The sequence below is a fragment of the Nocardioides sp. WS12 genome, from assembly GCF_014108865.1.
Classification (GTDB): Bacteria; Actinomycetota; Actinomycetes; order Propionibacteriales; family Nocardioidaceae; genus Nocardioides.
In genome coordinates, this window is sequence record NZ_CP053928.1 from 3,833,434 (window position 1) to 3,858,724 (window position 25,291).

Below are 25,291 nucleotides of genomic sequence, written 5' to 3' on the forward strand. Positions count from 1 at the left end.
GCGCCCCTCGATCGGTGGCTGATGTCCGCGACCAGTGTCTGGCTCACCCGTGCCGATCTGCTCAGCTGGGATCACAGTGGCGGAACCGCCCCGGTCTCGCACCGGGTTCCTGTGCCACGGACATGTGGGTGCTCAGCCTACGGTGGTCCCGTGGTCACACAGCAGTCGCCCGGCATCCAGGTCGCGGTACACGGACACCCGAACGCAGACACCCTCCTCTTGTGGCATCCGGCGGTGCGGTCCGACCCCGACGCCGTGGCGGCGCTCGCCAGCCGGATCGCCACCCGCGGGAAGGTTCGTGTCGTCGTACCGACGTGGGCCGACGGAGGCGATCTGCTGCGTTCGGTTCGCTATGCCCGCGAGTCCTCGGTGCACCCGCCGGACGGCCTCTCGGTCGTCGGGTACGGCGACGCCGGCATCGCCGCGCTGAGCCTCGCCCTGAACCAGCGGCGCCTCGGTATCGGCCTGGTCCGCGCGACCTGCGTCGACGGCGGACCCGACCTGACCGACCCGATCAGTGGTCAGCCGCTCGTCCCCGCAGCAGCGCCGGTGACGACCGAGATCGACGTCATCGACTCGGCCGACGCCGCGGTGTCCGCCTGGGCAGGCGAGACCGTCGCCGCCTGGCAGGCTGCCGGCTGGACTGCCTCGCTCGTCCCGACCGCTCAGTTCACCTGGCGGTTCAACCCGTCCCAGTAGGGCGCGCGCAGCTTGAACTTCTGCAACTTGCCGGTCGCCGTGCGGGCCAGTTCGTCGCGGAACTCCACCGACGTCGGTGACTTGTAGCCAGCCAGCCGGTCCTTGCACCAGCGGATCAGTTCGGCCTCCATCTCGGGGCCCGCGGTGGCGTCGGCGGTCAGGACCACGAGCGCCTTGATCGTCTCGCCCCACTTCTCGCTGGGGACGCCGATCACTGCGACCTCGGCCACGGCCGGGTGGGAGAACAGCGTGTCCTCGACCTCGATCGACGTGACGTTCTCGCCGCCGGTGATGATCACGTCCTTCTTGCGATCCGCGATCGTCAGGTAGCCGTCGTCGCCGAGGTAGCCGCCGTCACCGGTGTGGAACCAGTCGTCCTTCAGCGCGGCCGCCGACTCCTCCGGCTGCTCCCAGTACCCCTCGAGCACGACGTTCGACCGGGCCAGCACCTCGCCCGCGCCCTCCTCGGACTCATCGGTCTTCAGCCGGACGCCCAGGGCCGGAGCACCCGCACGCGTCAGCTTCGCCGCGCGCTCCGGTGCCGTCAGGTCGTCCCATTCGGCGCGGGTGCGGTTGAAGGTCAGCAGCGGCGAGGTCTCGGTGAGGCCGTAGATCTGGATGAACTCCCAGCCGAGATCCTCCTCGACCCGCACGACGGTCTTCGTCGGCGGCGGGGCACCGGCCATGATGATCCGCACCCGGTCCCGGCCGGGGATCTCGCCCTCCCACGTCTGCGCCGCCTCGAGTACGGCGGCCGCGACCGCCGGAGCGGCACACATCACCGTGACACCGTGATCACGGACCCGGCGCAGGATCTCGGCACCGTCGATCTTGCGCAGCACGATGTGCTGGGCACCGATACCGGTCATCGCGAACGGCATCCCCCAGCCGTTCGCGTGGAACATGGGCAGCGTGTGCAGGTAGACGTCACGGTCGTTGAGCTGCGCGTGCAGTCCGAAGGTGAGCGCGTTGATCCAGATGTTGCGGTGGGTGATCTGGACGCCCTTGGGTCGTGCCGTCGTACCGGAGGTGTAGTTGATGGTGGCCGTCGCCCCTTCGTCGTACTCCCACGGCTGCGGCTCTGCGCCCTCGGCCGCGTAGAGCGCATCGTCGTCGCCGATCACGAACTTCTGCTCGCACTTCACGTCAGCGAGCGACTCCTCCAGTTCGGGGTCGATGTAGAGGACCCGCGCCCCGGAGTGTTCGACGATGTACTGCACCTCGTCGGGACTCAGCCGGAAGTTCACCGGCACCAGCACCCGGCCCCAACCGCTCACGCCGTAGAACGATGTCAGCAGCCGACTGCTGTTGTGGCTGACGATCGCGACGCGGTCACCGACGCCGATGCCGAGTTCGTCGAGCTTCGCGGCCTGGCGACGCGCGAGCGCTCCGACCTGCGCATAGGTCAGCTCGCCGAGACTGGCCGCGGGCTGGTCGGGCTCGTCCACGACGCCGATCCGATCGCCGTAGACCGCCGTTGCGCGGTCGAGGAAGTCGTTGACGCTGAACGGGACGAACACAGGTGCCTCCTGGCGACAGGGATGTGACGACGCCCACCCTAGGAGAAACGACCCGGTCACCGCTGCCCTCCGACCGGGCAGGTCGCCCAGCGGCTGCCGATACGCGCTGAGCGGTTCGCCCCTGCCCGACACCGGGATCCACTACCGTGCCGCCATGTACCTCGAACTGGTCAGCGACCAGCACCGGCGCCGCTTCCGGCGCGTCCTGCTGACCTGGCTCGCCACCTTCTGCACCTGCGGGTACCTGCTTCCCTGGGCCGTCGCCACCACCCGCGGCAAGGCGAACGCCGACGCCATCGGAGTCATGAACTTCGCGCTGGGCTGGACCGTCGTCGGCTGGTTCGTGGCACTCGGCATGGCCAGCAAGGGGCACGGGCTCGCCGGCCTGCGGATCACGGAGTGACACGGGTCGTACTGGTGGGCGCAGAACTTGTGGGCGCAGAGGGGATCGAACCCCCGACCATCCGCGTGTAAGGCGGACGCTCTACCGCTGAGCTATACGCCCCAGAAGCCGCATCAGCGTAGCGAAGGCGCCCCCTCAGGCCCGAAACGGCGGCCTCCGTCACTCCCCCACGGCGCGCGCAAGCTTCGCCGCCACCGCGGCCACCGCCGCCCGCAACTCCGGCCCGCCCTCGACCGTGAAGTCGAAGGGCATCCCCGCCAGCCACTCGCCTGCGTACATCGTCGGGTTGTTGGTGCTGCCCACGACGACACAGCGCGATTCGTCCAACGGCTCGATCCGGCCCATCGTCGGCCGCAGCCAGGGCACCACCTCAGAGGCGGGGGCGTGGAACACGACCCTGGTGTCGTGGTCCCACCCCGAAGCGAGGTTCTCCTCGAGGACAGCCACCGGATCGAGCCCCTCGGGCGTCTCGAAGGTCCGGGTGCCTTTCCCCACCGACGTCACCCGGTCGATCCGATAGGTGCGTACGGCGTCGGCGTGGTGGGCGAAGCAGAGCAGGTACCAGCGCCCGTAGCGCACCACCACCGACCACGGGTCCACCTCGAAGGTGTGACTGTTCCCGGCCGCACTGCGATAGCCGATCCGCACCTGTCGCTGCTCGCCCACGGCTTCGACCAGTGCGCTGGTCACCTCAGGATCGGGCTTCGCCCAGGGGGCGGGTACGGCGCGCGCGTGCTCGCGCATCGTTGCGGCCTGCCGTCCCACGTGGACCGGCAGGGCACGGATGATCTTCCCCAGACCGGAGCCCACGGGATCCTCGTTGTCCGCGGCGGCATGGCGGCCGTCGAGGACCGCCATCACCAGTCCGAGCGCCTCGGCAGCGCTGAAGACCAGGGGCGGCAGCCGCACTCCGCGTCCGAGCCGGTAGCCGCCGTACGGCCCCCGGACGGACTCGACCGGGATGCCGGCCTCGCGCAGGATGGCGACGTAGCGACGTGCCGCCCGATCGGTCACCCCCAGTCGCTCGGCAAGCTGGTCAGCGGTACACCCCGGTCGGGCCTGCAGGATCTCCAGCGTCCTCAGCGCTCGCGCGGTCGGACTGATCTCGCTCATCGGAACACCCTGACAGCGCTGGGAACAATCCGGAAGGGGAATGTCCGGAACCCTTCGTAGGCTGGTGCCGAACCCCCTTGAGAAGGAGAACTGACATGGACATCGTGCTCATCGCCGGCATGTGGCTCGACGGATCGGCCTGGGACGCCGTCGTGCCCGAGCTGGAGAAGCTCGGCCACCGCCCGATCCCGCTGACCCTGCCCGGACAGGGTGACGGCAACGCCGACGCGACGTACGACGACCAGGTGGCCGCTGTCGTCGCGGCCGTCGACGCCGCCGACGGCCCGGCCCTGGTGGTCGGCCACTCGGCTGCCTGCGCCCTGGCGTGGGCCGCTGTGGACACGCGGCCGGAGCAGGTCGCCCACGTCGCGCTGATCGGCGGCATGCCCCGTCAGGACGGCGAGAAGTACTTCGGCTTCTTCGAGCCCGTGGACGGCGTCGTACCGTTCCCCGGCTGGGAGCCGTTCGCAGGCCCCGACTCCGACGACATCCCCGACGACATGAAGGCCACGGTCGCCGCGGGTGCGATCGCCGTCCCGGCCGCCATCACCCAGGGCATCGTCCGCCTCACCGACGAGCGCCGCTACGACGTGCCCGTGACACTGGTCTGCCCGGAGTTCTCGCCCGCCGAGGCGAAGGAGTGGCTCGAGTCCGGCGACATCCCCGCCCTCACCAAGGCCACCCGCCTCGACTTCGCCGACATCGACTCCGGCCACTGGCCGATGTTCACCAAGCCCGCCGAACTGGCGGGCATCCTGGCGAACTGCACCGAGCGAATCTGACGCCGGAGGTTTCGAGGCTCGCTGCGCTCGCACCTCAACCACCGGGAGGCTCGCTGCGCTCGCACCTCAACCACCGGGAGGCTCGCTGCGCTCGCACCAGGAGGCTTGCCGCCAGACCAAGGCGAGCCCTACGAAAGCCAACTGCGGGGCTGGCAGCGTGTCGAGAGCCGTCCACCGGCGAGCTTGCTCGCCCGCATCTTCGGCGAAGACACGCTCAGCCAAAAATGAGCTGAACCGCCGGAGTCTCGGGTCTCCAGCGGTTCAACAAGGTGAACTCTAACGGCCGTTTCCGGCGGTTCCAACCCATCGCGGCAAATTTCGTTGAAAATGATCCGAAATGACTACGCGAACAGTCCGGATGGCCTACTCGCCGGCGGCGTTGCGCAGCGCGACGAGCAGATCGTCGAGGTTTCGGGCGTCCGGATTGCGGTGATGGACGGCCCAGCTGAGGCGCCCGTCCTTGTCCACGACGTACGACGACCGCTGCGGAGAACCGGCGGCGTCGTCGAAGACGCCGTACGCGCGAGCGACCTCACCATGGGGCCAGAAGTCGCTCAGCAGGCCGAAGTTCAGGCCGTCGGAGTCGCTGAACGCGCGCAGCGCGTAGACCGGGTCGCAGGAGATCGCGAGGATCTCGGTGTCGAAGGTGAGGAACTCGTCGAGCCGGGCCCGGATGCCGCCCATCTCCCCCGTGCACACGCCGCTGAAGGCGTACGGGTAGAAGACCAGCGCCACCGCCTTCTTCCCGCGGTACGACGCCAGGGAGATGTCCTGGCCGAACTGGTCGCGCAGCGTGAAGTCGGGGGCGAGGCCACCGAGCGCGATGCCCTCCGCGGCGGGCGGAGAGCCATCTGCCGAGGGCCTCACTCCTGGGACTCGTGCGCGGCCAGCTCCCGCTTCAGCACCTTGCCGGTGGCGTTGCGGGGCAGCTCGTCGAGGAACACGATCTCGCGCGGGACCTTGTAGCGGGCGAGGTTCGCCTTCACCATGTCCTTGAGTTCGTCGACCGTGACCGGCTCCGTGTCGGGGACGCGGACCACGAACGCCTTGAGCCGCTTGCCGAATTCGGCGTCCTCGACCCCGATCGCGGCCACCTCGGCCACGCGGTCGTGACCGGCCAGGCAGTCCTCGACCTCCTTGGGGAAGACGTTCTCGCCACCGGAGACGATCATCTCGTCGTCGCGGCCTTCGACGTACAGGCGACCCTCGGTGTCGAAGCGGCCGACGTCACCGGAGGACATCAGGCCCTGGATGATCTCCTTGCCGCCGCCACCGGTGTAGCCCTCGATCTGCAGGTCGTTGCCGACGAAGATCCGGCCGGACTGCCCGGTCGGGACGTCGTTTCCGTCGGCGTCGAAGATCCGGACGACGGTGGCGTGCGGCAGCCGCCCGGCGGTGCCGGGGGCCTCACGGAGGTCCTGGGGCGAGGCGATCGAGGCCCACGCGATCTCGGTCGATCCGTAGATGGAGTACAGGTTCTCGCCGTACCGATCCATCCACTGCGTGGGCAGGTCACCGGGCAGGGCGGAGCCCGAGGAGGCCACGGCCTTGAGGTTCGGGAGCGGGTACTGGTCGAGCGTGGCCTCGGGCAGCGCGAGGATCCGCTGCAGCATCACGGGGATGACGGCGAACGAGTCGCAGTCCTCGTCGCGCAGGACCTTCAGGGCGCTCTCGGGGTCGAACTTACGGGTCAGCACGAGTGTGGTGCCGAGCATCATCGCGAGTTGGTAGTGCGCGAAGCCCCAGGTGTGGAACAGCGGGGCGGCGACGTGGCACTTCCAGCCGCTGCGCAGCGGCATCCGCGACAGGATCGAGACGGCGGCGGGGATGCCGCCTTGCGGACGGGGCGCACCCTTCGGCGTACCGGTCGTGCCGGAGGTCAGGATGATCGTGCGGCCGCTGCGACCCGACGGGGTCAGGTCAGCGGTGTCGCCGGCCGCGGTACGGGCGGCGATCATGCCGTCGAGGCTGTCGTCGCCGGGCTCTCCGTCGGTCCAGCCCAGGACGCTGTCCTCGATGTCGGCGCCGGCGAGCAGTTGGGTGAACTCCTCGTCATGGATGACGACCCGCGGCTTCTCACGTGCAAGCACGTCAGCCAGCTGCGGGCCGGCGAACGCGGTGTTGAGGTAGAGGACGTCGGCGCCAAGCTTGCTGACGGCGATCGAGGCCTCAATGAATCCGCGGTGATTGCGGCACATCACGGCCACGCCGTCGCCCGACTTCACGCCCCGGGCGCGCAGACCGTAGGCCAGGGCGTTGGTGCGGGTCTGCACCTGCGACCACGTGAGCGAGCCACGCTCGTCGATGATCGCGGTCTCGTTCGGCCGGCGCAGCGCGATGGTCTTGAACCCGCCGGCAGGCGTGGTGCTCCACTGGCGCAGGGCGTTGACCATCCCGGCGAGGACCACCGGCGAGTAGGGCCGCACGATGCCCGAGTCCGTGAGGATCTTCAGGCTGGTGCGGGCTCCCTTGATGCGCGTCGTGAGCTTCTGCATGTGCCTATTGTCAGGCGATCGTCTTGGGCGCAACGAGGCGGGTCGCGCCCCAGTCCTTGCTGACGGTCGCGGAGGTCGTCTGCGACAGCCCCGCCGTCGGCGCCGCCTCGGCGATGTCGGCGGCATCAACAGCGCCAGGACGCCCGATCTTCGGGGTGAGCAGCCAGATCACGCCGCCACCGACGAGGTCGGTCAACGCGTCGACGAGACCGTCGACGAGGTCACCGTCGTCGTTGCGCCACCACAGCAGGACGGCGTCCACGACGTTGCCGTAGTCACCGTCCACCAGGTCGCCGTCAATGGCGTCCTCGAGCGCGAGGCGTAGCGCGTCGTCGGTGTCGTTGTCCCAGCCGAGTTCCTGAACCACCATCCCCGGATTGAGACCCATGCGCTCTGCGGGTCCGGTCGGGGTGGTGCCGCCGGCGGCGGTCGAAGTCACGGTGAGTCCTCCAGGTTTGGGCTGTTCAAGGGGTACGACAAAGGTCCCGCATCGCGCGGGTTGGGGAACAGTCCAGCGGAGTCAGGTACCGCGGCGCAACCCTGCGCCACTGAACGGACTCAATGACAACTACTCCTGGGTAGATTTTCTGGTCACCTGATCGGTGCCACGATGGGGTCCGTGACCTCCGACACCACTGACGCCACTCCGTCCGGCACCACCCCCGCCGACCGCGTGATCACGTCACCCACCGTCATCCACGAAGGCCTGCCGACCCAGTTGCCCGACATCGATCCGGACGAGACCCAGGACTGGATCGAATCGTTCAACTCGCTCATCGACGAGCGCGGCCGCGAACGCGCCCGCTACGTCATGCTGCGCCTGCTGGAACGGGCCCGAGAGGCGCAGGTCGGCGTGCCGGCCCTGCGGAGCACCGACTACATCAACACGATCCCGCCGGAGCGCGAGCCGTGGTTCCCGGGCGACGAGGACGTCGAGCGCCGGATCCGTGCGTTCATCCGCTGGAACGCCGCGGTCATGGTGTCGAGCGCCAACCGCAAGGGACTCGAGGTCGGCGGCCACATCGCCACCTACCAGTCCAGCGCCAGCCTCTACGAGGTCGGCTTCAACCACTTCTTCCGCGGCAAGGACGCGCCCGCGATCAAGGGCGCCGGCGGCCCGGACCAGCTCTTCATCCAGGGACACGCCTCCCCCGGCATCTACGCCCGCGCGTTCCTCGAGGGTCGGTTGAACGAGGAGCAGCTGTACCGCTTCCGCCAGGAGGTCCAGCACGGCAAGGGCGCCGGCCTGCCGTCGTACCCGCACCCGCGGCTGATGTCGGACTTCTGGGAGTTCCCGACCGTCTCCATGGGCCTGACCGGCATCAACTCGATCTACCAGGCCCGGTTCAACCGCTACCTGCAGAACCGCGGCATCCGCGACACCAGCGACCAGCACGTGTGGGCGTTCCTCGGCGACGGCGAGATGGCCGAGCCCGAGTCGCTCGGCGCGATCCGGATCGCAGCCCGCGAGGAGCTCGACAACCTCACCTGGGTCATCAACTGCAACCTGCAGCAGCTCGACGGACCGGTCACCGGCAACGGCAAGATCATCCAGGAGCTCGAGGCCAACTTCCGTGGTGCCGGCTGGAACGTCATCAAGGTCGTCTGGGGCCGCGAGTGGGACGACCTGCTCGCCCGCGATGTCGACGGCGTGCTGGTCAACCAGATGAACACGACGCCGGACGGCGCGTTCCAGACGTTCTCGGTCGAGAGCGGCGCCTACAACCGCGAGCACTTCTTCGGACCGGACCCGCGCCTGCGCGCGATGGTCGAGCACATGAGCGACCGGCAGATCGAGAAGCTGCCGCGCGGTGGCCACGACTACCGCAAGGTGTACGCCGCCTTCGACTCCGCGTCGAAGCACGTCGGCCAGCCGACCGTAATCCTCGCCCACACCGTCAAGGGCTGGACGATCGATTCGCTGGAGGGCAAGAACGCGACCCACCAGATGAAGAAGCTGACCAAGGACGACCTCAAGAAGTTCCGTGACCGGCTCTACCTGCCGATCAGCGACCGCGACCTCGAGACGTCCTACGAAGCAACGGGTGGTGCGCCGTTCTTCCACCCCGGAGCGGACTCCCCCGAGGTCGAGTACATGCTCGAACGTCGTCGCCAGCTCGGCGGATCGCTGCCGAAGCGCGAGGACCGGTCGAAGTTGCTGACCCTCCCCGGGGACTCGGTCTACGCCGACCTGAAGAAGGGCGCCGGCAAGAACAAGGTCGCCACCACGATGGCCGCGGTCCGGTTGCTCAAGGACTGGATGAAGGACCCGGGCATTGGCCAGCGGATCGTGCCGATCGCGCCCGACGAGTACCGCACCTTCGGCATGGACGCGATGTTCCCGTCGGCCAAGGTCTACGACCCGCACGGACAGACCTACGAGTCCGTCGACCGCAACATGCTGCTGCAGTACAAGATGTCGCCGCAGGGCCAGATGCTGCACGAGGGCATCTCCGAGGCCGGCGCGATGGCGTCCGCGACAGCAGCAGGGTCGTCGTACTCCACACACGGCGAGCCGATGATCCCGTTCTACATCTTCTATTCGATGTTCGGGTTCCAGCGCACGGGCGACTCGATCTGGGCGATGGCCGACCAGCTGGCCCGCGGCTTCCTGATCGGTGCGACCGCCGGGCGCACCACGCTGACCGGTGAGGGCCTGCAGCACGCCGATGGCCACTCCCCGCTGCTCGCAGCGACGAACCCGGCCGTCGTGCACTACGACCCCGCGTTCGCCTACGAGGTCGGCCACATCATGCGCGCCGGCCTGGAGCGGATGTACGGCGCCAGCGAGGAGCACCCGCGCGGCGAGGACGTCATCTACTACGTCACCGTCTACAACGAGCCCGTGCCGCAGCCGGCCGAGCCCGCGGACCTCGACGTCGCAGCCCTGCTCAAGGGCATGTACCGGGTCTCCACACCGGACGCCGGCGCAGAAGGACCCCGCGTCCGCCTGCTCGCGTCGGGTGTCGGCTTCCCGTGGATCGACGACGCCCGCCGGATCCTCGCCGACGACTGGGGCGTCCAGTCCGAGACCTGGTCCGTCACGTCGTGGAACGAACTGTCACGCGACGGGATCGCGACCGACAAGTGGAACCTCCTGCACCCGCAGGAGGCCCACCGGACGTCGTACGTCAGCGACGCGCTGAGCGGCGGCCAGGGTCCCGTGGTCGCGGTGTCGGACTACATGACTGCGGTTCCCCTGCAGATCGCCCGCTGGGTGCCCGAGGACTACCGCGTGCTCGGCGCGGACGGGTTCGGCTTCGCCGACACCCGCCCGGCCGCACGACGGTTCTTCCAGATCGACGCCGAGTCGGTCGTCGTCCAGGCGCTCGCTGCGCTGGCCGACGCCGGAGAGATCGACCCGGCGCGCGTCCAGGAAGCCCTGGACCGCTACCAGATCGCCGACCCGACGTCGGTCGCCGGCGTCCTCCAGGAGGGCGGCGACGCCTAAGCGGTCGTGAGGGCCGTGTCCACGCTGGCCAGGGTCGTATCGGCCCTGGCCATGCCGGACCTCAGCATCCGGCGGAACCGCGCCCGGTTGTACGTCGCCGGCTCGGTGGTGACGATGAAGTCGTCCAGGATCCGCGCGAACTGCTCGGGATGGTCCTTGTGCGGGAAGTGGCCCGAGTCGGCCATCACCTCGACCCGCAGTTCAGGCGCCAGGGCCGCGGCATTGCTCGCGTGCCGCACCGGGATCACCTGGTCTTCACGCCCCCACACCACGGCCATCGGGATGGCTTCGGTCAGGTAGGCCCGGTCGGACATGGTGACGATCTGGCCCCGCCAGTCGATCACCGCGCGCACCAGGTGCCGGATCGCGAAACGGGTTCGTCGGTCCTTCCACGACTCGAGGATGTCGGCGACCTCGGCGAGGTCGCGGGTGTACTTGCGCAGCGGACCGCCGCCGTACGCCGCCGCCGACCGGAGAGCCAGCGTCTCGACGTGCCGGATGCCGGGCAGGGTGAGGACGCCCATGGCCGGGAACCAGCCCGGCGCCTGGATGAACTTGATGAGGGGCGTGACCTCGGGACCCAGGCCTCCGGTCGCCACGAGCATCATCCGTTGGGTCCGCTCGGGGAACTGGTAGGCGAACTGCATCGCGACGCCGCCGCCGAAGCTGTGGCCGACCACGGTGACCTTGTCGATGCCCAGCACCGTCAGCAGGTCACGCATTCCGTTGGCGTAACCACCGAGCGTGTAGTCGGCACGGGGCTTGTCGGAGACGCCGTGCCCGAGCAGGTCGGGCGCGATCACGGTGTACTTCTTCGCCAGTTCATCAATGACGGGCAACCAGGTGCGGTGGTCGCACGCCAGACCGTGCAACAGCAGCAGGACGGGTCCCTCACCCGCCTTGACGTACGCACGTCGCTTGCCGTGCAAGGTGAAGAACTGGACCTCGTGCTTCGACTGATCCGTCATCGCGTCCCCCTCGCCGACAGCCCTGCAGGTGATCCACGATTCAATCACGAGGCCCGCCTGCCCGATGTGACGGTCCCGTTAACAAATGCGAGCCCTAGGCTGGGCGCATGTCCCCCACCGGGCCCGCAGCACGGGCCAGCGCAACCCAGCAGTTGCGAGCCGCGACCGGGTCGCTCGGTACGGCGGCGATGGCTCGCATGGAGGCCGACCGGCCCTGGTTCCGCGAGATGAGCGCCGAGGACCGTTCGTGGGTCGGAATGATCGTCCAGGCCGGTGTGAAGAGCTTCGTGGACTGGTTCGCCGACGGCGGCGGGAGCGACATCGGCGACGACGACGTCGTGATCGAAGTCTTCGGAGTGGCTCCCCGGGCGATGGCGGGCGTCGTCGACCTGCACCAGACCGTCGACCTGATCAAGCTCACCATCGATGAGGTCGAGGCCAACATCGCCCGCCTGGTCGACCCGGACGTGCTGGCCGAGATCCACGCAGCGATCCTTCGCTACGGGCGCGAGATCGCCTTCGCCACCGCCGAGGTCTACGCCCGGGCCGCCGAGGTCCGCGGTCGTTGGGACGCGCGCCTGGAGGCGCTCGCGGTCGACGCCGTCCTGCGCGCCGAGACCGACGAATCCGTGCTCTCACGGGCCAGCGCCGTCGGCTGGACGGCACGCGGCGAGGTGGCCGTGGTCGTCGGAACCGCCCCCGCCGAGGCGTCCGGCCAGCAGACCGGGGTCTTCGAGGACGTACGACGGGCTGCCAAGGAAGGTGGCCTCGATGCGCTGAGTGCCGTCCAAGGACACCTCCTCGTGGTGATCCTCGGCGGCGTGACGGCGCCGGAGGCCGACGCTGCTTCCGTCGTCCACCTGTTCGGTGAGGGTGCCGTCGTGGTCGGACCGGTGGCGTCCGACCTCTCCCACGCCCATCTCTCGGCCAGCGTCGCCCTGGGCGCCCTGCGCGCGGCGGTCGGCTGGCCGCACGCCCCGCGACCCGTGTCGGCCCACGACCTCCTCCCCGAACGCATCCTCGCCGGTGACGAGACCGCGCGGCTCGAGGCGATCGAGGAGATCTACGCGCCGTTGAACGACGCGCGGGGCGAGCTCGTCGAGACCCTGGTCGCGTACTTCGCCAACGGCGGGGGGATCGAGGCGACGTCCCGTTCGCTGTTCGTCCACGCCAACACCGTGCGTTACCGACTGGGCCAGATCGGCGACCTGACCGGCCTCACCCCGTCGGTCCCCCGCGATGCGCTGGTCCTCCAACTGGCGCTCGTGCTCGGCCGCCAAGGCGTCTGACGCGCTCGGCCGATCCAAACTTGTAGGGGTCCCACAAGGTCTGGTCGACAGTTTCGTGGGCAGCGCAGGCGCACCCGGCTGGGTCCGACAGGCAGGCTGTTCTTGTGCTCGTCATCGTTGCCCCCGGACAAGGGGCCCAGACCCCCGGATTCCTCACCCCCTGGCTGGAGGACCCGGTCTTCGAGTCGCGCCTGAACTGGCTGTCGACCGTCGCTGGTCTCGATCTGGCCCACTACGGCACCGCCGCCGACGCGGACACGATCCGCGACACGAAGATCGCTCAGCCCCTGCTGGTCGCTTCCGGCCTGGTGTCGTCCCTTTCCCTGTACCCGCACCCCGCCGACGCGTTCAGTCGCCTGGGTGCCGTCACCGGCCACAGCGTCGGTGAGATCACCGCCGCCGTCGGCGCCCGCGTCATCACCGCCGAACAGGCAATGGTGCTGGTCCGCGAGCGCGGCCAGGCCATGGCCGATGCCGCAGCCGTCACGGCGACCGGCATGACCGCCATCCTCGGCGGAGACCGGGACGAGGTGCTGGCCGCACTCACGCAGTGCGGCCTCACCGCGGCCAACGACAACGGCCCCGGCCAGATCGTCGCGGCGGGCACGCTCGAGCAGCTCGAAGAGCTCGCGGCCCACGCCCCGAAGGGAGCGCGCCTGCGGCCCCTGCCGGTGGCCGGTGCATTCCACTCCGAGCACATGGCGCCCGCGGTCAACCACGTCACCGAGCTGGCCAGGTCGGTGTCGGTCCACGACCCGCGCACCCGCTTCATCTCGAACTCCGACGGCACCGTGATCCACGACGGTCGCGAGGTGCTGAGCCGGATCGTCGGCCAGATCGCCCGGCCCGTTCGCTGGGACCTGTGCCTCGAGTCGATGGTCGACATCGGCATCACCGGCTTCCTCGAGATGCCGCCCGCCGGCACCCTCACCGGCATTGCGAAGCGCTACTTCCGCGACCGCGGCCTCACTGTCGAGACCTTCTCGTTGAATGGTCCCGAGCAACTCGACGACGCCCGCGCGTTCTGCATGAAGCACGGAGAAGCGTCGGCGATCGACGCCAGCCCGACCTGGCGCATGGTGGTCTCCCCGGCAAAGGGCATCTTCCACCGCGCCGAAGGCACCGACGAAGCCGACCTGCTCACCGCCGGCGTCCGGATCGGTGACGTGGCCAGCCTGCGCGACCGGATCGCGGTCACCGCCGCCCACGGCGGCCTCATCGTCGAGTGGCTCGTCGAGGACGGCGACCCGGTCGCCCCCGGCCAGCCCCTGCTGCGCCTGCACCCGGAAGCGGTGCCCGCATGACGACCCTCAAGGCCGAGAGCGGTTCGGCACACAGCGCGATCCTCGGCGTCGGCGCCTACCGCCCCTCGCGCCTGGTCCCGAACGCCGACGTCGTCGACGCCATCGACTCCAGCGACGAATGGATCCAGCAGCGCTCCGGCATCAAGACCCGCCGCTTCGCCGATGAGTCCGAGACGGTCATCTCGATGGCAGTGGGCGCAGCCCGCAAGGCCGTGGAGAGCGCCGGCATCGACATCCGTCAGGTCGACTGCGTCATCGTCGCGACCGTCAGCCACCTGCTCCAGACTCCGTCCGCCGCGACGGCGATCGCCCACCAGCTCGGCACCGACCAGGCTGCTGCCTTCGACATCTCGGCCGCGTGCGCCGGCTTCTGCCACGGCGTCGCGCTGGCCAACGACATGGTGCGCGGCGGCAGCGCCCGCTACGCGCTGGTCATCGGCGTCGAGAAGCTCTCCGACATCACCGACCCCACCGATCGCGGCACGGCGTTCATCTTCGCCGACGGTGCCGGCGCGGTCGTCGTGGGACCGTCCGAGACACCCGGGATCGGCCCGGTCGTCTGGGGCTCCGACGGCGAGCACTACGACCACATCCGCACCCCCGATCTGAGTGACCTGGTCGCCTCGGACCAGCCCCACATGCCGTTCCTCTCGATGAAGGGCAGCGAGGTCTTCCGCTGGGCGTCGTTCGCAATGGCCAAGGTGGCGCAGCAGGCGCTCGACCGCGCCGGCGTCACCGTCGACGAGTTGAACTGCTTCGTCCCGCACCAGGCCAACAACCGGATCACCGACGCCATGGCCCGCGCCATGAAGTTGCCCCCGTCGGTCAAGATTGCGCGCGACATCATCGACGCGGGCAACACCTCGGCAGCCTCGGTTCCGATGGCCCTCGACCGGATGATCGAGGAGGGTGATGCCCGCTCCGGCGACATCGCCCTGCTGATCGCCTTCGGCGCCGGACTGTCGTACGCCGCCCAGGTCGTCGTCCTCCCCTGATCGAACCGCCCAGAGTTCACCGCATCACCACACCAACCCAACAAGTCAGCACTGGAGAAAACATGAGCACCGAAGAGATCCGCGCCGCCCTCGCCGACATCGTCAACGAGGTCGCCGGTATCCCCGCCGACGACGTGCAGCTCGACAAGTCGTTCAGCGACGACCTCGACGTCGACTCGCTGTCGATGGTGGAGGTCGTGGTCGAGGCTGAAGAGAAGTTCGGCGTCACCATCCCCGACGACGAGGTCAAGAACCTCAAGACCGTCGGCGACGCCGTTGCCTTCATCGAGCGCAACAGCGCAGCCTGAACCGGACGGTGAACAAAGCCATGTCGCGCACACGCGTCGTCGTCACCGGGTTGGGCACCACCAACCCGCTCGGTGGTGACGTCGCCAGCACCTGGGAGGGCTTCCTCGCCGGGCGTTCAGGGGTACGCCAGCTCGGTGAGCTGGCCGAGGGCCTGCCCGTCACCATCGGGGCACCCGTCGCTGTCGACCCGTCAGAGGTCCTCGACCGAGTCGTGGCCCGTCGTCTCGACCGGTCCTCGCAGTTCGCCCTCGTGGCGGCACTCGAGGCCTGGGCGGACTCCGGTCTGGACGTGGCCATGGAGGCCGGCAACGTGGACGGTGATCGCTTCGGCGTCGCCTTCGCGTCCGGGATCGGCGGCGTCACCACGCTGCTCTCCAACTACGACGCACTGCGCGACAAGGGGGTACGACGGGTCTCCCCGATCGCCGTACCGATGCTGATGGCGAACGCTCCGGCCGCCACCGTCAGCCTCAAGCTCGGCGCCCGTGGCCCGGTGAACACCCCGGTGTCCGCCTGCGCCTCGGGCAACGAAGCGATCTCGCTGGCTGTCGACCAGATCCGGCTCGGCCGGGTCGACGTCGCGATTGCCGGTGGCACCGAGGCAGCGATCCACCCGCTGCCGATGGCTGCGTTCGCCAACATGATGGCGCTGTCGAAGAACCCGGGCGACCCGACCACGGTCTCCCGGCCCTTCGACACCGCGCGCGACGGGTTCGTGCTCGGTGAGGGTGCCGGGGCACTTGTCCTGGAGTCCCTCGAGCACGCCCAGGCGCGTGGAGCCCGGATCTACGCCGAGGTCCTCGGCACCGGCATCACCGCCGATGCCCATGACATCGCCCAGCCCGACCCGGCTGGTCGCGGCGGAGCGCGGGCCATCCGGCTCGCCATCCAGGATGCCGACATCTCCCCCGCCAATGTCGCGCACGTCAACGCGCACGCGACCTCGACGCCGCAGGGTGACGTCGCCGAGTCCCTCATGCTGCACGCCGTGATCGGTGCGCACGCGAGTGATCTGGTCGTCACCAGCACCAAGTCGATGACCGGGCACCTGCTCGGCGGCGCCGGCGCCCTCGAGGGTGTCGCCACCGTGCTGGCCCTGCACCACCGACTGTCCCCGCCGACGATCAACCTGGACAACCAGGACCCGAAGGTCGAGCTGGACATCGCGACGAAGCCGACGGACCTCCCGGCCGGTGACATCGCGGCGCTGAACAACTCGTTCGGTTTCGGCGGCGCCAACGTCGCCGTGCTCTTCGGCTCCTTCAGCTGATGACGGTCACCTCGACTCCCGCGCCGGCCAAGCCGGCGCGGGAGGACGACCCTCGTCACCCGCTGCACCGCCTGGCAGCACTTCTGGACTCGGGATCGCTGGAGCTCCTCCCCTCCGGCGATCCTGACTGCGGCATGATCGCGGCGACCGGCACCGTGGACGGTGCCCGGGTCGTTGCGTTCTGCTCCGACGCCACCGTCATGGGTGGCGCCATGGGCAACGACGGCTGCACCGTGGTCGTCGACGCCTACCACCGCGCGCTGACCGACCGGATCCCGATCATCGGGCTCTGGCACTCGGGCGGCGCGCGTCTCGCCGAGGGCGTGCTGTCACTGCACGCCGTCGGCCGGATCTTCGAAGTGATGACGGCCGCATCGGGCGTCATCCCCCAGATCTCGGTCGTGCTGGGCCCCGCCGCCGGTGGCGCCGCCTACGGCCCCGCGCTCACCGACGTCGTGATCCTCGGCCCCGAGGGACGGATCTTCGTCACCGGCCCCGAGGTGGTCCGCTCCGTCACCGGCGAGGACGTCGACATGCTGCGTCTCGGTGGCCCCGAGCCGCACGGACGTCGCTCCGGCGTCGTCCACATCGTCACCACGTCCGAGGAGGAGGCGCTCGCCCAGGCCCGCAGCGTCGCCCTTCTCGTCGGCGCCCAGGGCCGCCTCGACGCGGCCGCCGTCGAGGACCGCAATCTCGCGGCGATCCTCCCCGACAACCGCAAGCGGGCCTACGACGTCCACCCGCTCGTCGAGGGCATCCTCGACGACGGCACTGTCGTCGAACTGCACACCGGCTGGGCACCCAATATCGTCACCGCCCTCGGCCGCCTCGGCGGCCGCAGCGTGGGCATCGTGGCCAACAACCCCCTCCGTCTCGGTGGCTGCCTCGACTCCCCGTCGGCCGAGAAGGCCTCCCGCTTCGTGCGCATGTGCGACGCGTTCGGCATCCCCCTGCTGGTGATCGTGGACGTCCCGGGCTACCTCCCCGGCGTCGGGCAGGAGTGGGACGGCGTCGTACGACGCGGTGCGAAGCTCCTGCACGCGTTCGCCGAGTGTTCGGTGCCCCGCGTCACGCTGGTCACCCGCAAGTCCTACGGCGGCGCCTACATCGCGATGAACTCCCGCTCGCTCGGCGCCACCAAGGTGTTCGCCTGGCCGGGTGCCGAGATCGCCGTCATGGGTCCGCTGGCTGCCGTGCGCATCCTGCACCGTCGCCGCCTGGCGGAGGTCCCGCCCGACCTGCGCGACCAGGTCGAGGCCGAGCTCGCAGCCGAGCACGAGCGGATCGCCGGCGGCGTCGAGCGCGCCGTCGAGATCGGCGTCGTCGACGAGATCGTGGAACCGGCGCAGACCCGGTCAGCGCTCGCCGCGGCCCTCCTCGAAGAAGTGCACGCACACGGCGTCAAGCGCGGGACACACGGCAACATCCCGCTCTGAGGGTCAAAAACACATCGGCCCGGCTGGTTCCAGTACCCAGCCGGGCCGTTGTGTTTGCGTCTCAGACGACTTGATGGAGCCAGCGGACAGGAGCGCCCTCACCGGCGTGCCGGAAGGTCTCGAGCTCGTCGTCCCACGGCTTGCCGAGCAGTTTGTCGATCTCGTTCTCCAAGGTGACCTCGCCGAGCGCTGCACGCACGACCGAGGCCTTGAGCCGGTCCTCGGGGATCATGATGTCGCCGTGGATGCCGGTGACGGCGTGGAAGACGCCGAGGTCGGGCGTGTAGGAGTAGCGGGCGCCCTCGGTCGACGGAGTCGGCTCCTCGGTCACCTCGAAACGCAGGTGGTTCCAGCCGCGCAGCGCGGAGGCCATCTCGGCCGCGGCACCCGCCTTGCCCGCCCACGAGAACTCGCAACGGTAGCTGCCGGACTGGGCCGACTGGGGCGTCCAGTTCGGGCTCACGGCAACGCCAAGAACACCGCCCACGGCCCATTCGATGTGAGGGCACAGCGCGGACGGCGCAGAGTGGACGTAGAAAACGCCCCTGGTTGCACTCATGCTTCCGGTCACCACGAACTCCTCGACTACTCCCTACCTCCGGCGCGAGTTACGCCTTCCCCAGCGGTCTCTCTTCGAAGGTGGTCTGTCTCGGAACTGATGGAAACTTCTCAGTTGAGTGACGCGTGTGAAGTTGTGAACACCATTGTGGCCCATGAGGCGCCGCTACACCAGAGTTTCGACGCGTGTCCTCGGCTACTCGGCAGCCTGCCCGAGCGCCATCAGTTCGTCCAGCACCTGATGAGCGATGCCCAGGCCGCCCAGGTGGCTCTCGCCATCGATGGTGGTCATCGTGGCGTTCGGGAGCCGGTCCACGCAGTGCTGACCGTGCCGGAACGGCACGATGTGGTCATCGTCGCCGTGCCACCAGCGCACCGGCACGTCGACGTCGGCCAACGCGAAGCCCCAGTCCCGGGTGAACAACACCAGGTCAGAGATCGGCGCGGACGTCTGGAAGCGGCTGCCGTTGAGCAGGTCGTCGAGGAACATTGCCTTGAACTCCGGACGACCGAGCAACGTCTTGTCCCCCGCCGGCTGTACGGCGGCGTACAGGTCCAGTCCGGGACCGGCGAGCGGTCGTACGGCGCGGATCGCGCCGGTGAGGGCGACGCCGAGCGGCACCCGGGTCGCCGCGAGCAGCGGGGCGGCGTGGACCGCGAGTTGGATGATGCCGCCGGCGGCAGCGTCAGGTCCCCTGGTGGGGGCCACACCCCCCAGCACGCCGACGCCCTCGACGCGGTGCGCCAGGCCGGCGCCCGCTGCCAGTGCGTAGGGCCCGCCTCCGGACAGCCCGATCACGCGGACCTTGTCCACGGCCAGTGCGTCGAGCAGCAGTTCGAGGTCCTGGGTCCAGTCCAGCAGGTTCGGATAGAGGTACGGCGACGACGACCCGATCCCGGGACGGTCAATGCCGATGATCCGCAGCCCGGCCTCGGCGGCGTACCTGCGTGCGTCGATGGGGATCTGGCGGCGAGCGCCAGGCGTCCCGTGCATCCACACCAGCGCCGGGCCACGAGGAGAGCCGTACTCGGCAAAGCTCAGGCGTCGCCCGTCACGGACTGCGACGCTGCCCTCCAGCGTCGGCCGCCTGGGTTGCACAGCAGTTCGACCACGGAGACTCATGCACCGGAGTCTGGCAGGTCCCCGGCACCAAGCCAGCGGTGTCCTATGGTTCGACCATGACCGTGGGGGGAACCGAGTCGGCGCCGAAGCAGGGGCCGGGACGACGCAGGGCCGAACCGACGAAGCGGGTGCGTTCGCGATCCTTCGGCTCGCTGGGTGCTCCCCGCGTGCCGCGTCCGTCGTTCCAGTCGAAGACGTGGCGCATTGCGATGATCTCGGTTGCCGTACTGATGCTGCTCGGCTGGTTCGCCTGGTACGCCACCACGCCGGAAGACCTGCCGACGGACGCCAAGACGACGAGCGCCAGCGGCGTGGTCAGTACTCCGCTGTACGTCGGGATGTTCAGCGCCCCCGACGACTTCGGTCGCACGCTGCGAATCTCCGGGGTCCGGGTGCACGCGACCACGAGCGCGGACATGGAGGTCACGCCGGTCCTGTGCCGACGGGGCACGGTCGGGGTCACCACACAGCCCGAACAGTTCTGCGCCGAACTGGTCAACCCGGAGGGCGAACGGATGGTCGGCGGCGACTCGATCGTGTTGAAGATCGTCTCCGAGGAGCCCGTGGTTGCCGTGATCGACCAGATCCAGATCGCCTACCGAGAAGACGTCCGGTGGGACACCCAGCCAGCTGGGCACCAACAGGCCATCGTCACGGTCACCGGCCGCCCGGCCGAGACCGGGACGGACGATGAGTCCGCAACCGAGTAGCGATCAGCCCCGGTCAACGCGCTTCTCGAGCGACTCGGCGCGGTCGGCCGCGTCCGTGTCCTCGTCGGCGTCGATCGCGTTCGTCTTGTGGAACCAGGCCAGCGCGTCATTCAACCGACCCGCGTGCTCGAGCGTGTCCGCGTAGGCGTACCGCAACCGGACCACCCAGGGCTCGCGGCCCTTGTGGTTGAGCGGCGAGACCTCGAGGGTGCGCAGAGCAGCGTCCATCTGACCGAGGTCACGACGAGCGCCGGCTTCGACGATGGTCATCTCGGCCTTGGCCGGCGCAGCGAACCGCACCACCGACGGGCTCTTGGCGAGCTCGAGAGCGCGCGTCGGGTTACCGAGTGCACGGTGGCAGTCCGCCATGATCGGGAGGTACGCCGTCGCGCCGTTCATGCGCTTGGCCGCACGCAGCTCCGACAGCGCCTCGGCGTAGTGCCCCGCGGCGTAGGCGGCCTCGCCGACGGCCTCGCGGACGACAGCCAGGCGGGGCGCACGGGCCTTGGCAGCAAGTGCGTGCTGGTAGGCGACTTCAGGCTCGTCGTCGATCAGGCGGCCGGCCGCGGCGAGGTGCCGCGCGACCCGGGAGCCCAGCTTGTCGGGAAGGTCCTTGAGGTGGGCTCGCACCGCGGCGTCGAGCTCCATCCCGTTGACGTCGTCGGGAAGCGGCGGACCGTCGTAGGTCGCCTGGTCCACGACGCGGTCCTTGCGAGGCACCGACGTGCGGTCGGGCGAACGCCGCTGCGCACCACCGGTGCGTTCAGCGGGCTTGCCCGAGCGATCCGACGGCTTGCCGCGGCCCTGGGGGCTGCGGTCGTAGGGAGCGCGGTCCCGGTCCGAGCCGGCGCCGCTGCGCGCGCCGCTGGTTCCACGGGACGAGGTGCCCTTGCGGGGAGCGGCACCCTCACGGGGGCCACCCTTCTTCGGCGCGTCATCGCGCCGTCCACGCTGGTCTGCCACGGCAGTCTCCTGGTGTCGAATCGCTATTGAAAAGTGTTGGGTACAAAACAGAGTAGAGGCCACCCGAGGGTGGCCTCTACCTGAATGTATGTCCGGCGGCGTCCTACTCTCCCACAGCCTCTCGGTTGCAGTACCATCGGCGCTGGCAGGCTTAACTTCCGGGTTCGGGATGGGACCGGGTGTTTCCCTGCCGCTATGGCCGCCGTAACTCTATTAACCCTCTGTTCGGGGTGCCCGTGTGGTGAGAGTTGTCCCCGTGTTGGTGGGGGTTCTGACCTGGGTCCCGTGTTGGGGTTGGTCTTCATAGTGGACGCGTGTTTGTGTGTGATGCGTGTTTGTTAAGTGTGTTGGGGATTTGTTGTGGCAAGTCTTCGGCCTATTAGTACCGGTCGGCTGGGCATTGCTGCTGTACACCTCCGGCCTATCAACCCAATAATCTTTTGGGGGCCTTAACCCCACAAGGGGGTGGGAAACCTCATCTTGAAACGTGCTTCCCGCTTAGATGCGTTCAGCGGTTATCACTTCCGAACGTAGCCAACCAGCCATGCACCTGGCGGTACAACTGGCACACCAGAGGTTCGTCCATCCCGGTCCTCTCGTACTAGGGACAGCCTTTCTCAAGTTTCCTACGCGCGCGGCGGATAGGGACCGAACTGTCTCACGACGTTCTAAACCCAGCTCGCGTGCCGCTTTAATGGGCGAACAGCCCAACCCTTGGGACCTACTCCAGCCCCAGGATGCGACGAGCCGACATCGAGGTGCCAAACCATCCCGTCGATATGGACTCTTGGGGAAGATCAGCCTGTTATCCCCGGGGTACCTTTTATCCGTTGAGCGACAACGCTTCCACTCGCAGTTGCCGGATCACTAGTTCCGACTTTCGTCCCTGCTCGACATGTCTGTCTCACAGTCAAGCTCCCTTGTGCACTTACACTCAACACCTGATTGCCAACCAGGCTGAGGGAACCTTTGAGCGCCTCCGTTACTCTTTAGGAGGCAACCGCCCCAGTTAAACTACCCATCAGGCACTGTCCCTGAACCAGATCATGGCCCTAGGTTAGACATCTAGTACGACCAGAGTGGTATTTCAACGTTGACTCCACAACCACTGGCGTGGCCGCTTCAAAGTCTCCCACCTATCCTACACAAGCCCGAACCAAACACCAATGCCAAACTATAGTAAAGGTCCCGGGTCTTTCCGTCCTGCCGCGCGTAACGAGCATCTTTACTCGTAGTGCAATTTCGCCGAGTCCATGGTTGAGACAGCGCCCAAGTCGTTACTCCATTCGTGCAGGTCGGAACTTACCCGACAAGGAATTCGCTACCTTAGGATGGTTATAGTTACCACCGCCGTTTACTGGGGCTTAAATTCTGAGCTTCGACTTGCGTCTAACCCGTCCTCTTAACCTTCCAGCACCGGGCAGGAGTCAGTCCGTATACATCGTCTTACAACTTCGCACGGACCTGTGTTTTAGTAAACAGTCGCTTGGGCCTGGTCTCTGCGGCCCTTCACGCTCCCCAGCAAGTGGGTTCACGATCCGGGCCCCCTTCTCCCGAAGTTACGGGGGCATTTTGCCGAGTTCCTTAACCATGGTTGTCTCGATCGCCTTAGTATTCTCTACTTGATCACCTGAGTCGGTTTGGGGTACGGGCGGCTCATGGCTCGCTAGAGGTTTTCTCGGCAGCATAGGATCACCCACTTCCCCCATACGGGGTCGGCATCACGTCTCAAGGTCACCGATCAAACGGCTACGTGGCGGATTTGCCTACCACGTCCCCTACACGCTTACCCGCCGTCTACCATCGCGGCGGTTGGGCTACCTTCCTGCGTCACCCCATCGCTTGACTACTACCGGTTCGGGTTCCACGCTCCGCTCCAACCCCTCGGCCCGAAGGCTCTGGTAGATGAAGTTTCGGGTGGTTAGCATTACCGGGCTCATCATGGGCGCCATTTCGCCGGTACGGGAATATCAACCCGTTGTCCATCGACTACGCCTGTCGGCCTCGCCTTAGGTCCCGACTTACCCAGGGCAGATTAGCTTGACCCTGGAACCCTTGATCATTCGGCGCACGGGTTTCTCGCCCGTGATTCGCTACTCATGCCTGCATTCTCACTCGTGTGGCGTCCACGGCTGGATCACTCCGCCGCTTCACTCGCCACACGACGCTCCCTACCCATCGACGCCCCTGAACCAACTGATCAAGTCAGCGGCTTGGGTTAATACGTCGATGCCATGGCTTCGGCGGGCGGCTTGAGCCCCGCTACATTGTCGGCGCGGAATCACTTGACCAGTGAGCTATTACGCACTCTTTCAAGGGTGGCTGCTTCCAAGCCAACCTCCTGGTTGTCACTGCGACTCCACATCCTTTTCCACTTAGCCGCCTCTTAGGGGCCTTAGCCGATGGTCTGGGCTGTTTCCCTCGACTACGAACCTTATCGCCCGCAGTCTCACTGCCACGCTTACACTTACCGGCATTCGGAGTTTGGCTAACGTCAGTAACCTGGTCGGGCCCATCGGCTATCCAGTGCTCTACCTCCGGCAAGAAACACGCAACGCTGCACCTAAATGCATTTCGGGGAGAACCAGCTATCACGGAGTTTGATTGGCCTTTCACCCCTACCCACAGGTCATCCCCTCAGTTTTCAACCTAAGTGGGTTCGGTCCTCCACGCCGTCTTACCGGCGCTTCAACCTGCCCATGGGTAGATCACTCCGCTTCGGGTCTTGAGCGTGCGACTAAAGCGCCCTATTCAGACTCGCTTTCGCTACGGCTTCCCCACGGGTTAACCTCGCCACACACCGCAAACTCGCAGGCTCATTCTTCAAAAGGCACGCTATCACCCAAACAAGTTCAGGCTCTAACGGATTGTAGGCACATGGTTTCAGGTACTATTTCACTCCCCGCCAGGGGTACTTTTCACCTTTCCCTCACGGTACTTGTCCGCTATCGGTCATCGAGGAGTATTTAGGCTTAACGGGTGGTCCCGCCAGATTCACACACCATTCCAGGAGTGGCGTGTTACTTGGGAGATATCGAACACAGCCAGCATCTATCGTCTACGGGGCTATCACCCGCTACGGCACCGCTTTCCAACGGACTTCGACCTCAACACTGGTTTCTGACTGTGCGCTGAACCGGCAGGCCCAACAACGACATTCCCACGACCCCTACACCGCAACGTCTGCCGACTATCACACGATATAGGTTTAGCCTCATCCGATTTCGCTCGCCACTACTCTCGGAATCACGGTTGTTTTCTCTTCCTGTGGGTACTGAGATGTTTCACTTCCCCACGTTCCCTCCACACACCCTATTTTATTCAGATGTGGGTAACTGGACATAACTCCAGCTGGGTTTCCCCATTCGGACATCCCCGGATCAACGCTCGGTTGCCAACTCCCCAGGGCATTTCGCAGGCTCCACGTCCTTCATCGGCTCTCGATGCCAAGGCATCCACCATGTGCCCTAATAACTTGCCCACAACAAACCACCAACACACACAACAACCACCAAACAACAGTGCATCATGCGCATCGGATCGTCCTCGTGGTAACTCAAATTCTCAAGAACACTAAAACAATCACGAAACAACACAAACAAAACCGCCCACCACCAGATGCCGTCCACCCCCTCTAACAACAAGGAGCCTGAACAACACATCGTGCGGGCGGATGCTCGCGTCCACTATGAATAAATCAAACAACCAAGAAGCCCAACCAGCTCACCTGAACCCACCCCCCAACCCAAGCCGAAGCTCAAGCAGGAAGACGTACCAGTCCAGGCTCGTCTGATGCCTCAGATACCCAACAGCGTGTCAGCACACCCACACCAACCAACAACCAAGAGGCTGTCGACCAGGCAAGTAAGAAATGTTGTGTTCCACTAGTGAACAACCCAAAGT

20 protein-coding genes, 1 tRNA gene, 2 rRNA genes and 1 riboswitch are annotated in these 25,291 nt (G+C 67.3%); of the genes, 11 read left to right on the forward strand and 12 right to left on the reverse strand.

Translation table 11 applies throughout. From position 1 onward, the window contains the following. Positions 1–11 precede the first annotated feature (11 nt). A riboswitch (cobalamin riboswitch) is annotated at positions 12–166 on the reverse strand. Further along, positions 151–699 (forward strand): hypothetical protein, encoded by a 549-nt coding sequence (locus HRC28_RS18530; RefSeq protein ID WP_182376901.1) that lies wholly within the window; start codon positions 151–153, stop codon positions 697–699. It overlaps the preceding riboswitch by 16 nt. Here HRC28_RS18530 and HRC28_RS18535 read toward each other — a convergent pair. Continuing rightward, entirely contained in the window at positions 666–2,219 is a 1,554-nt protein-coding gene (locus HRC28_RS18535; RefSeq protein ID WP_182376902.1) for an AMP-binding protein, read from the reverse strand. The two genes, HRC28_RS18530 and HRC28_RS18535, sit on opposite strands and share 34 nt — an antisense overlap. A gap of 154 nt (positions 2,220–2,373) precedes the next feature. On the opposite strand from HRC28_RS18535, the gene HRC28_RS18540 reads away from it, so the two are divergent. Continuing rightward, positions 2,374–2,622, forward strand: coding sequence for a superinfection immunity protein (locus HRC28_RS18540; protein ID WP_182376903.1), 249 nt, complete (start codon positions 2,374–2,376; stop codon positions 2,620–2,622). A gap of 30 nt (positions 2,623–2,652) precedes the next feature. Here HRC28_RS18540 and HRC28_RS18545 read toward each other — a convergent pair. Further along, positions 2,653–2,724 (reverse strand) — tRNA-Val (locus HRC28_RS18545). A 57-nt stretch (positions 2,725–2,781) separates the two neighbouring features. Continuing rightward, complete coding sequence (locus HRC28_RS18550) at positions 2,782–3,735, reverse strand: WYL domain-containing protein (protein ID WP_182376904.1); 954 nt, start codon at positions 3,733–3,735, stop codon at positions 2,782–2,784. Between the two features lie 95 nt (positions 3,736–3,830). Here HRC28_RS18550 and HRC28_RS18555 point away from each other — a divergent pair, with 95 nt between their 5' ends. Next, complete coding sequence (locus tag HRC28_RS18555; RefSeq protein ID WP_182376905.1) at positions 3,831–4,517, forward strand: alpha/beta hydrolase; 687 nt, start codon at positions 3,831–3,833, stop codon at positions 4,515–4,517. 363 nt (positions 4,518–4,880) lie between these two features. Here HRC28_RS18555 and HRC28_RS18560 read toward each other — a convergent pair whose 3' ends face one another. The 3 genes from HRC28_RS18560 to HRC28_RS18570 are packed head-to-tail and all read right to left on the reverse strand — an operon-like array spanning position 4,881 to position 7,400. After that, complete coding sequence (locus HRC28_RS18560; RefSeq protein ID WP_182376906.1) at positions 4,881–5,384, reverse strand: peroxiredoxin; 504 nt, start codon at positions 5,382–5,384, stop codon at positions 4,881–4,883. Further along, on the reverse strand, positions 5,381–7,012 hold the full coding sequence (locus HRC28_RS18565) for an AMP-binding protein (protein ID WP_182376907.1): 1,632 nt from the start codon (positions 7,010–7,012) through the stop codon (positions 5,381–5,383). Before HRC28_RS18565 ends, HRC28_RS18560 begins: the two co-directional genes overlap by 4 nt. Positions 7,013–7,022: 10 nt before the next feature. After that, positions 7,023–7,400 carry a DUF3052 domain-containing protein gene (locus HRC28_RS18570; protein ID WP_182380743.1) on the reverse strand — a complete coding sequence of 126 codons (378 nt, stop codon included), beginning with the start codon at positions 7,398–7,400 and terminating at the stop codon, positions 7,023–7,025. Between the two features lie 285 nt (positions 7,401–7,685). Between HRC28_RS18570 and aceE the strand changes: the two genes are divergently transcribed. Further along, positions 7,686–10,463 carry a pyruvate dehydrogenase (acetyl-transferring), homodimeric type gene (gene aceE / locus HRC28_RS18575; RefSeq protein ID WP_237111871.1) on the forward strand — a complete coding sequence of 926 codons (2,778 nt, stop codon included), beginning with the start codon at positions 7,686–7,688 and terminating at the stop codon, positions 10,461–10,463. On the opposite strand, the gene HRC28_RS18580 is transcribed toward aceE, so the two are convergent. Further along, the gene (locus HRC28_RS18580) at positions 10,460–11,431 is read right to left on the reverse strand and encodes an alpha/beta fold hydrolase (protein WP_182376909.1); all 972 of its coding nucleotides are present in this window, start codon (positions 11,429–11,431) and stop codon (positions 10,460–10,462) included. The two genes, aceE and HRC28_RS18580, sit on opposite strands and share 4 nt — an antisense overlap. A 107-nt stretch (positions 11,432–11,538) precedes the next feature. Between HRC28_RS18580 and HRC28_RS18585 the strand changes: the two genes are divergently transcribed. The 6 genes from HRC28_RS18585 (at position 11,539) to HRC28_RS18610 (ending at position 18,034) form a co-directional block, all read left to right on the forward strand. Further along, positions 11,539–12,720, forward strand: a complete 1,182-nt coding sequence (locus HRC28_RS18585; RefSeq protein WP_182376910.1) for a helix-turn-helix domain-containing protein — start codon at positions 11,539–11,541, stop codon at positions 12,718–12,720. A gap of 104 nt (positions 12,721–12,824) precedes the next feature. Then, positions 12,825–14,024, forward strand: coding sequence for an acyltransferase domain-containing protein (locus HRC28_RS18590; protein ID WP_182376911.1), 1,200 nt, complete (start codon positions 12,825–12,827; stop codon positions 14,022–14,024). Beyond that, the gene (locus HRC28_RS18595; RefSeq protein ID WP_182376912.1) at positions 14,021–15,019 is read left to right on the forward strand and encodes a beta-ketoacyl-ACP synthase III; all 999 of its coding nucleotides are present in this window, start codon (positions 14,021–14,023) and stop codon (positions 15,017–15,019) included. Before HRC28_RS18590 ends, HRC28_RS18595 begins: the two co-directional genes overlap by 4 nt. A gap of 62 nt (positions 15,020–15,081) precedes the next feature. Beyond that, positions 15,082–15,327 carry an acyl carrier protein gene (locus tag HRC28_RS18600; protein WP_182376913.1) on the forward strand — a complete coding sequence of 82 codons (246 nt, stop codon included), beginning with the start codon at positions 15,082–15,084 and terminating at the stop codon, positions 15,325–15,327. 20 nt (positions 15,328–15,347) lie between these two features. Next, on the forward strand, positions 15,348–16,598 hold the full coding sequence (locus tag HRC28_RS18605) for a beta-ketoacyl-[acyl-carrier-protein] synthase II (protein ID WP_182376914.1): 1,251 nt from the start codon (positions 15,348–15,350) through the stop codon (positions 16,596–16,598). Next, positions 16,598–18,034, forward strand: a complete 1,437-nt coding sequence (locus tag HRC28_RS18610; RefSeq protein WP_182376915.1) for a carboxyl transferase domain-containing protein — start codon at positions 16,598–16,600, stop codon at positions 18,032–18,034. Before HRC28_RS18605 ends, HRC28_RS18610 begins: the two co-directional genes overlap by 1 nt. A 61-nt stretch (positions 18,035–18,095) precedes the next feature. On the opposite strand, the gene HRC28_RS18615 is transcribed toward HRC28_RS18610, so the two are convergent. Both HRC28_RS18615 and HRC28_RS18620 read right to left on the reverse strand, forming a co-directional pair. Beyond that, positions 18,096–18,593, reverse strand: a complete 498-nt coding sequence (locus HRC28_RS18615) for a DUF3145 domain-containing protein (protein WP_182376916.1) — start codon at positions 18,591–18,593, stop codon at positions 18,096–18,098. Positions 18,594–18,788: 195 nt separating this feature from the next. Further along, entirely contained in the window at positions 18,789–19,715 is a 927-nt protein-coding gene (locus tag HRC28_RS18620; protein WP_182376917.1) for an alpha/beta hydrolase, read from the reverse strand. 56 nt (positions 19,716–19,771) lie between these two features. Here HRC28_RS18620 and HRC28_RS18625 point away from each other — a divergent pair, with 56 nt between their 5' ends. Further along, positions 19,772–20,425 (forward strand): hypothetical protein, encoded by a 654-nt coding sequence (locus tag HRC28_RS18625; RefSeq protein WP_182376918.1) that lies wholly within the window; start codon positions 19,772–19,774, stop codon positions 20,423–20,425. Between the two features lie 3 nt (positions 20,426–20,428). On the opposite strand, the gene HRC28_RS18630 is transcribed toward HRC28_RS18625, so the two are convergent. The 3 genes from HRC28_RS18630 to HRC28_RS18640 form a co-directional block, all read right to left on the reverse strand. Next, positions 20,429–21,388: a tetratricopeptide repeat protein gene (locus tag HRC28_RS18630; protein WP_237111562.1), complete on the reverse strand. Its 960-nt coding sequence runs from the start codon at positions 21,386–21,388 to the stop codon at positions 20,429–20,431. A gap of 90 nt (positions 21,389–21,478) precedes the next feature. Beyond that, positions 21,479–21,595: ribosomal RNA gene (rrf, locus tag HRC28_RS18635) — 5S ribosomal RNA — on the reverse strand. Between the two features lie 152 nt (positions 21,596–21,747). Then, positions 21,748–24,869 (reverse strand): 23S ribosomal RNA (locus HRC28_RS18640). Positions 24,870–25,291: the final 422 nt, after the last annotated feature.

What these genes read in the sequence shown, in the direction of transcription:
- HRC28_RS18540 (WP_182376903.1), top strand. Translation starts at nt 2,374, where the DNA reads ATGTACCTCGAACTGGTCAGCGACCAGCACCGGCGCCGCTTCCGGCGC.
- HRC28_RS18550 (WP_182376904.1), bottom strand. Translation starts at nt 3,735, where the DNA reads ATGAGCGAGATCAGTCCGACCGCGCGAGCGCTGAGGACGCTGGAGATC.
- HRC28_RS18555 (WP_182376905.1), top strand. Translation starts at nt 3,831, where the DNA reads ATGGACATCGTGCTCATCGCCGGCATGTGGCTCGACGGATCGGCCTGG.
- HRC28_RS18565 (WP_182376907.1), bottom strand. Translation starts at nt 7,012, where the DNA reads ATGCAGAAGCTCACGACGCGCATCAAGGGAGCCCGCACCAGCCTGAAG.
- HRC28_RS18570 (WP_182380743.1), bottom strand. Translation starts at nt 7,400, where the DNA reads ATGGGTCTCAATCCGGGGATGGTGGTTCAGGAACTCGGCTGGGACAAC.
- HRC28_RS18580 (WP_182376909.1), bottom strand. Translation starts at nt 11,431, where the DNA reads ATGACGGATCAGTCGAAGCACGAGGTCCAGTTCTTCACCTTGCACGGC.
- HRC28_RS18585 (WP_182376910.1), top strand. Translation starts at nt 11,539, where the DNA reads ATGTCCCCCACCGGGCCCGCAGCACGGGCCAGCGCAACCCAGCAGTTG.
- HRC28_RS18595 (WP_182376912.1), top strand. Translation starts at nt 14,021, where the DNA reads ATGACGACCCTCAAGGCCGAGAGCGGTTCGGCACACAGCGCGATCCTC.
- HRC28_RS18600 (WP_182376913.1), top strand. Translation starts at nt 15,082, where the DNA reads ATGAGCACCGAAGAGATCCGCGCCGCCCTCGCCGACATCGTCAACGAG.
- HRC28_RS18605 (WP_182376914.1), top strand. Translation starts at nt 15,348, where the DNA reads ATGTCGCGCACACGCGTCGTCGTCACCGGGTTGGGCACCACCAACCCG.
- HRC28_RS18610 (WP_182376915.1), top strand. Translation starts at nt 16,598, where the DNA reads ATGACGGTCACCTCGACTCCCGCGCCGGCCAAGCCGGCGCGGGAGGAC.
- HRC28_RS18615 (WP_182376916.1), bottom strand. Translation starts at nt 18,593, where the DNA reads ATGAGTGCAACCAGGGGCGTTTTCTACGTCCACTCTGCGCCGTCCGCG.
- HRC28_RS18620 (WP_182376917.1), bottom strand. Translation starts at nt 19,715, where the DNA reads ATGAGTCTCCGTGGTCGAACTGCTGTGCAACCCAGGCGGCCGACGCTG.
- HRC28_RS18625 (WP_182376918.1), top strand. Translation starts at nt 19,772, where the DNA reads ATGACCGTGGGGGGAACCGAGTCGGCGCCGAAGCAGGGGCCGGGACGA.